This is a genomic window from Saccharothrix coeruleofusca, assembly GCF_014648515.1.
Lineage (GTDB): Bacteria > Actinomycetota > Actinomycetes > Mycobacteriales > Pseudonocardiaceae > Actinosynnema > Actinosynnema coeruleofuscum.
The window spans coordinates 98935-111084 of record NZ_BMRG01000016.1 but is presented as its reverse complement, the minus strand read 5'-3'; the positions used below and the strand labels follow the sequence as shown (position 1 = coordinate 111084).

10 protein-coding genes are annotated in these 12150 nt (G+C 73.1%); 7 read left to right on the top strand and 3 right to left on the bottom strand.

All coding sequences use genetic code 11. The features are described from left to right. The first annotated feature begins 5 nt into the window (after nt 1-5). Complete coding sequence (locus IEZ00_RS28695) at nt 6-767, top strand: phytanoyl-CoA dioxygenase family protein (protein ID WP_189226475.1); 762 nt, start codon at nt 6-8, stop codon at nt 765-767. A gap of 9 nt (nt 768-776) precedes the next feature. Here the strand turns inward: IEZ00_RS28695 and IEZ00_RS28690 are convergent, their stop codons facing one another. Next, nucleotides 777-1646 carry a helix-turn-helix domain-containing protein gene (locus IEZ00_RS28690; RefSeq protein ID WP_189226474.1) on the bottom strand — a complete coding sequence of 290 codons (870 nt, stop codon included), beginning with the start codon at nt 1644-1646 and terminating at the stop codon, nt 777-779. Between the two features lie 232 nt (nt 1647-1878). Here IEZ00_RS28690 and IEZ00_RS28685 point away from each other — a divergent pair, with 232 nt between their 5' ends. After that, nucleotides 1879-2757 carry an oxidoreductase gene (locus IEZ00_RS28685; RefSeq protein ID WP_189226473.1) on the top strand — a complete coding sequence of 293 codons (879 nt, stop codon included), beginning with the start codon at nt 1879-1881 and terminating at the stop codon, nt 2755-2757. Nucleotides 2758-2979: 222 nt separating this feature from the next. Here IEZ00_RS28685 and IEZ00_RS28680 read toward each other — a convergent pair whose 3' ends face one another. After that, a complete protein-coding gene (locus tag IEZ00_RS28680) occupies nt 2980-6639 on the bottom strand; it encodes an ATP-binding protein (RefSeq protein ID WP_229796173.1) in 3660 nt (1219 codons plus the stop codon). A 221-nt stretch (nt 6640-6860) separates the two neighbouring features. Between IEZ00_RS28680 and IEZ00_RS28675 the strand changes: the two genes are divergently transcribed. From IEZ00_RS28675 to IEZ00_RS28655, 5 genes are all read left to right on the top strand, one after another. Beyond that, a complete protein-coding gene (locus IEZ00_RS28675) occupies nt 6861-7214 on the top strand; it encodes a hypothetical protein (RefSeq protein WP_189226472.1) in 354 nt (117 codons plus the stop codon). Continuing rightward, a complete protein-coding gene (locus IEZ00_RS28670) occupies nt 7211-7372 on the top strand; it encodes a hypothetical protein (protein WP_189226471.1) in 162 nt (53 codons plus the stop codon). Before IEZ00_RS28675 ends, IEZ00_RS28670 begins: the two co-directional genes overlap by 4 nt. 99 nt (nt 7373-7471) lie before the next feature. Continuing rightward, nucleotides 7472-8755 carry an extracellular solute-binding protein gene (locus tag IEZ00_RS28665; protein WP_189226470.1) on the top strand — a complete coding sequence of 428 codons (1284 nt, stop codon included), beginning with the start codon at nt 7472-7474 and terminating at the stop codon, nt 8753-8755. 10 nt (nt 8756-8765) lie between these two features. Beyond that, entirely contained in the window at nt 8766-9656 is an 891-nt protein-coding gene (locus IEZ00_RS28660; protein ID WP_189226469.1) for a carbohydrate ABC transporter permease, read from the top strand. 3 nt (nt 9657-9659) lie between these two features. Further along, nucleotides 9660-10481, top strand: a complete 822-nt coding sequence (locus tag IEZ00_RS28655) for a carbohydrate ABC transporter permease (protein WP_189226468.1) — start codon at nt 9660-9662, stop codon at nt 10479-10481. A gap of 63 nt (nt 10482-10544) precedes the next feature. Here the strand turns inward: IEZ00_RS28655 and IEZ00_RS28650 are convergent, their stop codons facing one another. Beyond that, nucleotides 10545-11855, bottom strand: a complete 1311-nt coding sequence (locus IEZ00_RS28650; protein WP_189226467.1) for a COG1470 family protein — start codon at nt 11853-11855, stop codon at nt 10545-10547. Nucleotides 11856-12150: the final 295 nt, after the last annotated feature.

Below are 12150 nucleotides of genomic sequence, written 5' to 3'. Positions count from 1 at the left end.
AAGACATGACACAGGGCCTGGACTTCTACCGCGCGGCCGGGTACCTCCGCCGCGACCGCCTGCTGCGGCCCGACCGGTTCGAGGCGCTGGCCGAGCACTTCGAGCGCAAGCTCGCGGCGCTGCCCGACGGGCAGCGGCCGGAGCACATGGACGTGCCGCACTTCACCGATCCCGAGCTGTTCGGCTGGCTGCTTGACCCCGACGTGCTGGACCTGGTCGAGCCGATCATCGGACCGGACATCGCGCTGTTCTCGTCGCACTTCATCTGCAAGCCCTCCGGGGACGGCAGGGGCGTGCCGTGGCACCAGGACGCCTTCTTCTGGCGGGACAGCATCGAACCGGCCGCGCGGGCGGTCACCGTGTGGCTGGCCATCGACCCGTCCACGCGCGAGAACGGCTGCATGCGCGTGATCCCCGGCAGCCACCTGCGCGGTGCGGGCCGCTACCGGCGCTCCTGCGACGAGGAGGGCGTCTTCGACCAGGAACTGGTCCCGTCCGATGTGGACGAATCCAGTGCTGTCGACGTGGAGCTGGAGCGCGGGCAGTGCAGCGTCCACTCGGCGATGCTCGTGCACGGCAGCCCGCCCAACCGCAGCTCCGCGCGCCGCTGCGGCTACACCATGCGCTACATGCCCACGACGGTCCGCTTCAAGCACGAGCGGGTGGGGCACCGGCACCAGGTCTACCTGGCGCGGGGAGTGGACCGGGCGGGCAACGTCTACGCCGATCCGACCAGGGCCTACCCGGAGCTGCTCGCCAACCGCTGACCTCTCCGGTCACGCCCCCGGCCGCCCGGCCGCGGGCTCGGCGGCCGGGCCGAGGGGTGGCGCCCAGGGCAGGGTGGAAGCCAGGAGCGCGAGCTTCTCCGCGTCCTCGCTGCCCGTGTCCGCGTGGTACACGACGAGCATCATCCCCTCGGTGCCGGTGACGAGGAGCTTCTCCCGGTGCAGCACCAGCCTGCCGACCTGGGGGTGGTCGAAGCGCATGACCGCGCCCTGCCGGGGCCCGACGTCGTGCCGCGCCCAGAGCTCGCGGAAGCGGGGGCTGGCCAGGGACAGCTCCCCGACCAGCTCGATGAAGCGGGGATCGTCGATGTCGGTGCCGACCGACTGGCGAAAGCCCGCGACCAGCCCCGCGGTGGCCACCTCCCAGTCCGGGAACAGCGCGCGTTCGGCGGGGTCGAGGAACACGTCCCGCAACCGGTTGCCGCCCACCGCCAGCCGCGGCGACAGCGCCGTGGCCAGGGGGTTGGCGGCGAGCACGTCGAGGTAGCGCCCCTCCACGAACGCGGGCAGCTGGAGCGTCGGGACGAGCTTCGCCATGCCGGGCGGGACGGTCTCCCTGATCGGCCGCCGCCTGCGCCGGGGCTTGTCGACGGCGAGGCTGATCAGGTAGGCGGTCATCTCCTCGTCGAGCCGCAGCGCCCTGGCGATCGACTCCAGGACCTGGACCGACGGCTTGCGGTCGCGTCCCTGCTCCAGGCGCAGGTAGTAGTCGGCGCTGATGCCCGCGAGCATCGCGACCTCCTCGCGGCGCAGGCCCGGAACCCGCCGCACCCCCACCACGGTGATCCCCGCCTGCTCGGGCGTGACGAGTTCGCGGCGGGCGCGCAGGTACTCGCCCAGCAGGTTCTCTTCATCAGCCACGTTTCCACGGTAACCCGCGCTCCCTCGGGTGTGACTGGTCCTGTCACCCCCAGGATCGAGGGGGCACTGGCAGGTGCTCGGGACCGCGCCGATGGTTGCGGTCACGACCCAGCAGCGCTTTCCCGTCACGGGCGTCATGGGCTGGCGACCGCGCGCTCCGGGAGGCCGTTCCCGCCGCCGCGCAGCACCCTCGCCGAGGATCTGGTCACGAAGTAGCGAAAGGACGCACCACATGGGCACCGGGAACACCCCCGGCGGAACGTTCACCACGTCGGAGGGGATCTCCTTCACGCGCATGGGCTACGGCGCCATGCAGCTCGCGGGCCCCGGCGTGTGGGGGCCGCCCGCCGACCGCGAGGAGGCCGTCCGCGTGCTGCGCGCCGCCGTCGAAGCGGGCGTAGACCACGTCGACACCGCCGACTTCTACGGTCCGCACGTCACCAACGAGATCATCCGCGATGCCCTCGCGCCCTACACCGGGGTGAGCGTCGTGACGAAGGTCGGCTCCGTGCGGGGCGCGAACCGCGAGTGGCTGCACGCCCGCCGTCCCGAGCAGCTGCGCGAGCAGGTCGAGTCGAACCTCAGGACCCTGGGCGTCGAGGTGCTGGACGTGGTGAACCTGCGCGTCGGTGGCGGTCCCGACGGCCACTCGGCGGTGCCCGGCTCGCTGGCCGAGCCGTTCGGCGCGCTCGCGGAGCTGCGCGAGCAGGGCAAGATCAAGCACCTCGGCCTGTCCGTGGTGGACGCCGAGCAGGTGGCCGAGGCGCGGTCCATCGCCCCGGTCGTGACCGTGCAGAACTGGTACAACGTCGCGCACCGCGGCGACGAGGAGCTCATCGCCGGGCTCGCCGCGCAGGGCATCGCCTACACCGCGTTCTGGCCGCTGGGCGGCTTCACCCCGCTGCAGTCGGGCGTCCTGGACGCGGTCGCCGAGCGCTTGGGCAGCAGCGCGAAAGCCGTGGCGATCGCCTGGCTGCTGCACCGCGCGCCGAACGTCGTCGTCATCCCCGGCACCTCGAAGCTCGCCCACCTGCGCGAGAACCTCGCCGCGGCCGAGCTGGAGCTGCCAGCGGACGCGCTCGCGGAGCTGGAGGGCATCGGCGGCGCATGACCGAGCCGAGCGCGGACGTGGGCAGGTCCGCCGTCGGACCCACCGGACTGGGCGACCAAGGGCTCCCGACGGCGACCCCGACCACCGAGGCTGCGTCGGCAAGTACTACCCGACGTGCCCGCGAGAGTGGATAACTACCACCCGGCGTCCCGAACGCTCGGCTCGTGGTGCGTGAACGCGCGACTGGTGGTGTCCGGACGCGCGACTCGCGGTGGGGGTGGGTCAGCAGGCGGGGTTGACGTGCTCGGCGATGTCCGCGCGGGAGCGGGAGTCCAGCTTGTCCAGCAGCCTCGACACGTGGGACTGGACGGTGCGGCGGGGCATCGCCAGCTCCTGGGCGATGTCGGGGTTGGACAGCCCCGCCGCGACCAGCCGGGCGATGCGGACTTCCAGCGGAGACAGGGCGGGCAGGCCGGAAGCGTCCGGCTCCCGCTCGCGGCGGACACCCGCGGCGCGCCTGCGGCTCTCGGCGCGGTGGACGTCCCACCGGGCGTGCACCGCGCCGAACAGCTCCACCGCCTCGGCGAAGGTCGCCGAAGCCTCGTCGGCGCGGTCGTGCGCGGCCAGCAGCACCGCGGCGTCCTCCAGCGCCGAGGCCAGTTCCACCACCCGGCCGACCCGCCGGTAGTGGGACGCCGCGGTCAACACCGGTTCGGGGTCGCCCGCGACCAGACCGCGGCAGTGCTCGGCGGCGGCGAACGCCCGTGCCGGGCGCACCTCCTTGTCCGCCTCCTCCTGGCACACGGCCAGCGCTTCACGCGCGGCGGTGTGGTCGCCGACGTCGAGCGCCAGGCGGGTGGCGTAGGGCAGCCACTGGTGGCGCAGCATCATCCGCGCGTAGTCGGGCCGCAGCACGGGTGCGAGGTGGTCAAGCGCTTCGGCGGTGGCACCGCGCCGCTCGGCGGCCAGCGCGGTGGCGACCAGGTAGAAGTCGCAGCTCTCCCGTTCGGCACCGGTGCTGGGCGCGTGTGCCTCGGCGGCCTCCAGGTGCGCCGCGGCGGTGACCCGGTCGTGGCGGCGGCCCGCGATCAGCGCGGCCACGCCGTGCATCAGCAGTGCCGCCGGACCGGGTTCGCGCAGGCCGAAGAAGGTGATGGCGGGCCCGTCCTCGGTGACCGTGTCCAGTTCGGCCAGCGCCTGGTCCCACTGGCCGGTCCAGTAGTGGTGCACGGCGGCGGAGACCTGCAGGGCGGTGGGCAGGTGCTGCTGGTCGGCCACCGCGTCCGCCGAGCGCAGCGCCTGCTCGGCCTCGGCCAGGCGGTCGAGGTTCTGCAGGCTGAACACCCGGTTGTCCAGCAGGTCGAAGCGCAGCTCGGCCAGACCGGGGTGGTGGCCCGTGACGCGCAGCGCGTCGTCGACGTGGCGCAGCGCCCGCTCGTGGTCGCGCCGGATGGAGTGGATCAGCCACAGCGTCTGCGAGGCTTGTGCGATGGGGTAGGGCTCGCCCTCGGCCACCGCTTCGGCGTGCGCGCGCCGGGCGGTGCGCTCGGCCAGGTCCAGGTCGGCCAGGTCGCCGCGGCGGAAGTTGGCCAGCAGGGACCGGTGCCTGGTCCGCCAGATCGCGGGCACGTCGGGCGCCTCCAGCGCCTCGCGCAGCATGGCGATGGCGGTGTCGGTGTCGCCGAGGCGGTGCCGCATGGCCGCGCGCAGGTGCCGCATCTCGGCGGCGTCGGCGGGGTCGGTGATCAGCCGCAGCGCCTGCTCGGCCTCCCGCTCGGGGAAGCGCTCCAGCCGGAACAGCACCTTGACCAGGGCGACGAGCAGGGTCGCCCGCTGCGCGGGTGTGGGCAGGTCGGTGGCCAGGGTGCGGCGCAGCAGGTCGGTGGCGATGGCGGGGGCGCGGTTGGTGACCGCGACGTGGTGCTCGACCAGCCAGCCCACCACCCAGTCGTCCACCGGGATCGGGTCGGCCACCAGGTGCTCGGCGACCCGCTCCACCGGCACGCCCACACCGGCCAGCGCCTCGGCGGCGTGCCGGTGCAGTGCCGCCCGCACCGGGAGCGGGATGGCCTCGTGCAGCGCCTGGCGCAGGTAGGGGTGGCGGAAAGCCAGGTCGTCGCCCGCCTCGACGACGACGGTGGCGGCCACCGCTTCGCTGAGCACTCCCGCCAGTTCCAGCGGTGACCTCCCGGTCACCGCGGTCAGCTCGGCGACGCGGAACTCCGCGCCGAGCAGCGCGGCGAACCGCAGCACCTCGCGCGTCGGGTGGGACAGGGACTCCACGGTGCGGTCCACCGCGGCCAGCAGCGAACGCGGCACCTCCAAGGCGGCGGTCAGGTCGACGTGGGCGACGCCGCGCACCACGCGCACGGAGTTGCCGCGCACCAGGGCGTGGGCGACTTCCTTGGTGTAGAGGGGGTTGCCCGCGGTGCGGCGGGCCAGCTCGCGCAGGGCCTCGCCGGGTGGTGCGCCGACGACGTGGCCGATCAGCTCCTCGGCCTCGGTCTGGGCCAGCGGGCGCAGCTCCAGCACGTGCCCGTTGCGGGCCTCGACGCCGCGGCGGACCTGGGTCAGCTCGGGCCTGCCCAGATCGGGTCGGGTGGCGGCGACCAGCAGCAGCGGCAGCTGCCGGGTCGCGTTGGCCAACCGGTGCCACAGCAGCACGCTGGCGTCGTCGGCCCAGTGCAGGTCGTCGACGACCAGCAGCAGCGGCGCGGTCGCGCACGCCTGGTCGACCAGGCCCATCAGCTGGTCCACCGCGGTGGGCACCGGGTCCGACGGCCCCCAGCGGCCGTGCGCGGGTTCGGCGCGCAGCCGGGCGGCCAGTTCGGCGCGTCGCCGGTCGGGGGAGCTGGGGTGCACGTCCAGGCAGTCCATGACGACCTGGAGCGGGAACCGCCCGCCCAGCTCGTCGGCGGTGGCCCAGGCCAGCTGGCAGCCCCTGTCCGCGGCGTCGGCCAGGGCGGCGCGGAGCAGCTCGGACTTGCCGATGCCCGCTTCGCCCTCGATCCACACCGCGGCGCCCCGGCCCGCCAGGACGTCGGCGACCAGGTCGCGCAGCAGGGCGGTCTCCTCGACGCGGCCGACGAAGGTGGTGTTGGGCTGCCGCAGGGCCTGCGCCACGGGGGCAGGCACGCTGTGCAGCCGCGGCGGCGCGGCGGGTGGGGGAGTCGCCGGGCCCGCCAGGATCTGCTGGTGCAGCTCGCGCAGCGCCGGTCCGGGTTCCACCCCCTGCTGCGATATCAGCGCGCGGCGTGCCTCCTGGAACGCTTCCAGCGCCTCGGCGCGTCGCCCTGACCGGTGCAGCGCGAGCATGACCAGCTCGCGCAGCGACTCGTGCCAGGGGTGCTCGGCGATCAGCCCGGCGAGGTCGGCCACCACCTCGGCGTGCTCGCCCAGCTCCAGCCGGGCGCAGGCGTGCAGCTCGGCCGCGCCGAGCCGCAGCTCCGCCAGCCGGTGCCGCTCCAGCTCGGCGAACGGGCCGGGCACGCCGGAGCATGCGGCGCCGTGCCACAGCGCCAGCGCGCGGCCCAGCGCGTCGCGGGCCTGGCTCCACTGGCCCGCGGCGAGCAGCCTGCCGCCTTCCGCGCGGGTCCGGTCGAACACCTCGGTGTCCACCGCGTTCTCGGCCAGGCGCAGGCAGTAGCCGCTGGCGCGGGACACCAGGTCGGTGCGGTGCGGACCCAGCGCGCGGCGCAGCCCGGAGACGTAGGTGTGCAGGCTGCCGACCACGTTGCGGGGCGGTGAGGTGCCCCAGACGGCGTCGATCAGCTCCTGCCGGGACACCAGCTGGTTGGCCCGGCCCGCCAGCGCCGCGAACACCGCCCGCTGCCTGGCCGGGCCCAGCGCCAGCTCGGTCTCCCCCGACCAGGCGCGCACCGGGCCGAGCAGCTGCACGCGCAGGCCGTCGCCGGTGGTGGTGCCAGCGGTGGTGGTCGACACCCGTTGCCCCCTGACCTCGCCTCGACAACACCGGAATAACCCCCCTACGGCAGATCGGGTTCACCAACATCACCACGTTCACTCGTTCGGAGTAATCCGCCGTGCTGGGCAGGGACGGGGGTAAGGACGGGCAGATCGCGATCCGGGCACTTGGCCGCCGGCCTGCGCGCGTGGTGGGCTGGTGATCACATCCCTGGTTCCCGTGCGGAGGTGCGGTGGGTATGCGATCCGATGGGGACGCGAGCCGCGAGCCGCGTGGTGTGACCGGCGAGAGATTCGCAGGCGACCTCTTCCTCCGCTTGGCCAACGAGGGCTGGCTGGTGGTGGGGTCGGAGCAGGCCGACCACGTCATCGCGGAGCTGGAGCGGACGCTGGACGCGGTGCGCGCGTACCTGCGCCGCGTGGAGCTGTCGCGCAAGCTGCGCGACGCGGCGGACGGGATCACCCCGGACGTGGACCGGCTGGTGGTGCAGGCGGCGTTCGAGGGGCAGGTCGCCGCCGGGACCTGGGAGCAGGCGCTGGTCGAGCTGCCCAAGTACATCCAGGCGTTCCGGATCGCGGCGGCCCAGCGGTGAAGGCGTACGACCTGCGGGTGGTCGACCTGGCCGACGAGCTGAACGCGGCCCGCGACGAGCAGCGCCTGCACGTCGCCCGCGGCGACACCCGGACCGCCGAGCTGCTCTCCGCCTGGATCGACGCCCTGCTCGACGAGTGGAACCGCCGCCGCGCCTGACCGGCATGCCCCTTCAGGCAACCATCCGGTGAGGAGAGGCAGCCGGGGTCGCGGCGGGCCACGCGGGCACCCGCGGCGCGAACAGGATGGACCCACCTGATGGCGCTGCGCAGGGGGGCAACCGTGGGACGAGTGCGTGCGGGACGATCGCTGCTGGTGGTAGCGGCGCTGGTGCTGGCGGGCTGCGGCACCGGAGCCGGGCAGGACGGGAAGTTACGGCTCACCGTCGCCACCTTCGGCGAGTTCGGCTACGAGCCGCTCTTCGCCGAGTACGAGCGGGCGAACCCGGGGATCGACGTCGTCGGCCGGGTCGCCGACTTCGACTCCCACCACAAGGGGTTGATCACCGCGCTCGCGGCGGGCCGGGGCGCCGCGGACGTGGTGGCGGTGGAGGAGCAGTACATGCCCAGGCTGCGGCAGTCCACCGACAAGTTCGCCGACCTCGCTCAGTTCGGCGCGGGGGAGCTGCGCGACCGCTGGGTGCCGTGGAAGTGGGCGCAGGGCGTGTCGGGGGAGACCGTGGTGGGCCTGGGGACCGACATGGGCGGTCTGGCCATGTGCTACCGCCGCGACCTGTTCGCCCGCGCGGGGCTGCCCACCGACCGCGACCAGGTCGCCGCCCTGTGGCCGACCTGGGAGCACTACGCCGAGCTGGCCGAGCGCTTCGCGCAGCGGGTGGACGACGCGGAGTTCGTCGACTCCGCGGGCGCGGTCTACACCGCCGTGCTCAACCAGGCGGAGGAGAACTACTTCGCCAAGTCCGACGACTCCTTCATCGGCGACACCAACCCCAACGTGCGGCGCGCCTTCCGGATCGCGGGCGGGATCGGGGCCAAGGGCTGGACCGCCAGGGTCACCACCTTCACCCAGCCCTGGAACGCCGCGATCAACCAGGGCCGCTTCGCCACCACCACCTGCCCGGCGTGGATGCTGGCCCAGATCGAGCAGGCGGGCGGTCCCGAGGGCGCGGGCCGGTGGGACGTCACCGCGATCCCCGGCGGTGCGGGCAACTGGGGCGGTTCCTACCTGACCGTGCCCTCGCAGGGCGCGCACCAGCGCGAGTCCTACCGGCTCGCCGAGTGGCTGACCGCGCCGCAGCAGCAGAAGAAGCTGTTCGTGCAAGCGGGCATCCTGCCCAGTCAGCCGGAGGTCTACCAGGACCCGGTGGTGCTGGAGCACCGCGACCCGTACTTCGGCGACGCGCCCGTGGGCCGGTTGTTCGCCGCCTCGTCCGACAGCGTGCGGCCCAACCACCGCGGGGTGCGCGACGCGGACGTGCGACCGGTGTTCGGCCAGGCGCTCGGCCGTGTCGAGGACGGCGCGCAGACCGTCGACCAGGCGTGGGAACAAGCCGTCCGCGAAGCCAAGACGATCCTCGGTTGAGGGCCGCACGGTGCTGTTCGCGCGCTGGGACCACCGCATCACCCCGTACCTGTTCATCGCCCCCTTCTTCGTGCTGTTCCTCGTCTTCGGGCTCTACCCGCTGCTGAGGACCGCGTGGATGTCCCTGCACCGCTGGGACCTGCTCGACGGGCCGGTGGCGTTCACCGGGGCGGAGAACTACACCGCCCTGCTGGCCGATCCGCACTTCTACAACGCGCTGGTCAACACCTTGAGCATCTTCGTGGTCGCGACGGTGCCACAGCTGTTGGCGGCGCTGGGCATCGCGGCGCTGCTGGACCGGCCGTCGCGCGGCAGCACCGCGCTGCGGGCGGTGGTGCTGCTGCCCAACGTGGTGCCGGTGGTCGCGGTCGCGCTGGTGTTCACCCAGCTGCTCGGCCGCGACCAGGGCCTGGTCAACTGGGCGCTGTCGTGGTTCGGCGCGCGACCGGTGGACTGGCAGGCCCACGCCTGGTCGGCGCACCTGGGCGTGGCGATCATGGTGATCTGGCGGTGGACCGGTTACAACGCCCTGCTCTACCTGGCGGCCATGCAGACCGTGCCCAGGCAGCTGCGCGAGGCCGCCGAACTCGACGGGGCCTCGCGCGCCAGGGTGTTCTGGACGGTGACGCTGCCCTGGATACGGCCCACCGTCCTGTTCACCGCCGTGGTGTCGACCATCGGCGGGCTGCAGCTGTTCGCCGAGCCGCGGTTGTTCGGCGGCACCAGCACCGGCGGCAACGACCGGCAGTTCCAGACCCTGGTGATGTACTTGTACGAGAACGGGTTCGACCGGTTCGACGCCGGTTACGCGGCCGCCGTCTCGTGGGTGCTGTTCGCGCTGTGCGCGATCCTCGCGTTCGGCAACGCCGCACTGCTGCGCCGACTGGTCCGGCGGGGCTGAGGGGTGCGGCGCACCAGTGGTCCGCTGGCCTCAGCGGCGTTGCTGGGCGTGCTGGTCGCCTCGCTGTTCCCGCTGTACTGGTCGGTGGTGGTGGCCTCGCACGACAACGCCGCATTGTCCCGGCGGGTGCCGCCGCTGCTGCCCGGCGCGGAACTGCCTGCCAACGCGCGAGAGGTGTTCGGAGCGGTCGACTTCTGGGCGGCGCTGGGGAACTCCGCCGCCGTGGCCGGGATCGCCACCGCCTCGAACGTGCTCCTGTCGACCATGGCCGGGTTCGCCTTCGCCCGACTGCGCTTCCGCGGCCGGGACAAGCTGTTCGCGGTGGTCGTCACCTCGGCGATGGTGCCCGCGCAGCTGGGCGTGGTCCCGCTGTTCGAACTGGTCGGGGACTTCGGCTGGTACGGCGAGCTGACAGCGGTGGTGGTGCCCGGTCTGGTCAGCGCGTTCAGCGTGTTCTGGATGCGCCAGGCGTGCCGGGAGTCGGTGCCCGCCGAACTGGTCGACGCCGCGCGGGTGGACGGCTGCTCGGTGGCGCGCACCTACTGGCACGTCGCGCTGCCCGCCTTGCGCCCGCACGCGGTGGTGCTGGGGATGCTGACGTTCCTGGCCTCCTGGAACGACTTCTTCTGGCCGCTGGTGGTGCTGGACCCCCACCGGACGCCCACCGTGCAGATCGCACTGTCCACACTGGCCGGCGGTTACTACACCGACCACCCGCTCGTGCTGACCGGTGCGGTGCTGGGCACGCTGCCGGTGGTGCTGCTGTTCGCCTTGACGGCCAAGCGGATCGTCGCGGGTCTCGGGCGCGGCGCGGTCGGTCGGTGAGCCGGGCGCGGGCGGTGGCGCGGCCGGAGAGGCCGCCTCCGCCACCACGCGCGCCACCTCGGCTCAGTTCTCCGGCGGCAGGTCGCCCAGCGCGCCGCTGACGTTGAGCAGCTGGAAGCAGTTGGGCGCTTGCCGCCCGCTGGCGGGGGTTCCGGGCCTGGTGCAGTCGACAGTGGCGGTGACGGTGGCGTTCTCCGGGATGTCGATGGGGGTCACCCAGTGGTAGTCCTGGTTGCGGAAGGTTTCCAGTGCGATCGTGACCACCGTGGGTCCGCCGAAGGAGATGCTGAGCACGCCCTCGTCGCCCTGGTGGTTGGTCAGCACCAGGTCGGTGAGTCGGAAGACCTTGCCCTCGGGCACGGTGAAGCTGCCGGTGCCCTGCTGCCCGCCGTTGGTGCGCACCTCGATGGTGCTGGAGCTCTGCTCCCCACCCGCGACGCCCGCGCCAGGAGGCTGCCCCTGACCCTGCCCCTGACCCTGACCCTGCCCCTGGCCTTGTCCCTGTCCCGGCTGCTGGCCGCCCTGCTGACCGTTCTCGCCGCCACCGGGCTGGTCGGGGTTCGGCGCCTGTTCCTGGCCCCCGGCCTCGACGATCTCCTGCGCCCGGTCGTCGGCGGCCTCCCGCGCGGCGCTGCGCACCGCGGGCCGCACCAGCAGCAGCCAGGCCAGCAGCAGCGCCAGCAAGGCGGCCAGCACGGCCAGCAACCACCGGGGGAACACCGGCAGCTGGATGAACTCGCCCTCCAGCGGGTGCTGAGCTGTTGCCTCGCCCGCGACGGCCGTCGCGTCCACGTTCAACGGCCAGTGCACGGGCTTGCCGAACCACAGCACCTTGGCCACCCGCACGCGCAGCTCCAGCTCCGCGCGGTCGCCGGGCTCCACGGTCAACGGCCGCTGCGGCGTGGTCATCGCCAACTGGTCGTCGGTTTCCGGTGCCACCAGCGAAGCCGCGATCGGTGTGTTGCCCAGGTTGTGCTGCTCCACTTGATACCGCGCGCTGCGCCAGGCGCGGCGGCGTTCGGGCACCAGTTCCGCGCGCTGCTCGGCGAACGGCTCTATGACGACCGTCGTCTCCGACACCGTCACCGACTCGGGACGCTCGGCGGGCAGCACGCGCACGCCCAGCGGGACCTCGCCCGCGCGCACCGAGGGCGAGCGCGGCGGCCGCAGCCGCACGGTCACCTCGCCGGACGTGCCGGGGTACAGCGACAGCCGGTCCGGCTCCACACCGGTCCACGGCGCGCACTCACCCACCACCTCGAACTCGTACGCCTCGACGATGTCGCTGTCGTTGCGCACCGTCATCGTCGTGCTGGTCTCCTGGCCGGGCGTGACGACCACCGTGGGGAGACCGAATTCCGTCGTTGCGGTCACGGCAGCCAACGGTAAGGAGGGCAAGTGCTGTCCTGGCAGGGAGAAAAGGGCACCGTCCGGGCAAAGCCGTGCACTCACTACCCGTGCGGCAGATGCGGTCCGGCTCTGGACGCACGATGTTCTTAAAGGGGCTGCCGCAATCCCGGTTCTACGGGGTATCGCATGACGACGTTTCCAGGAGGTTTGGCATGACAACGAGGATCCCGGTCGCGGTGTACGCCGAGGACCCCGTCCTGCGCACCGGCGTCACCCACCAGCTCCGCCCACGTCCGGAGGTGCAAGTCCTGTTGTCGCA

Bases quoted from the DNA above. Each gene is read 5' to 3' on its own strand.
- IEZ00_RS28675 (WP_189226472.1), top strand. From the start codon at position 6,861: ATGCGATCCGATGGGGACGCGAGCCGCGAGCCGCGTGGTGTGACCGGC.
- IEZ00_RS28695 (WP_189226475.1), top strand. From the start codon at position 6: ATGACACAGGGCCTGGACTTCTACCGCGCGGCCGGGTACCTCCGCCGC.
- IEZ00_RS28685 (WP_189226473.1), top strand. From the start codon at position 1,879: ATGGGCACCGGGAACACCCCCGGCGGAACGTTCACCACGTCGGAGGGG.
- IEZ00_RS28665 (WP_189226470.1), top strand. From the start codon at position 7,472: ATGGCGCTGCGCAGGGGGGCAACCGTGGGACGAGTGCGTGCGGGACGA.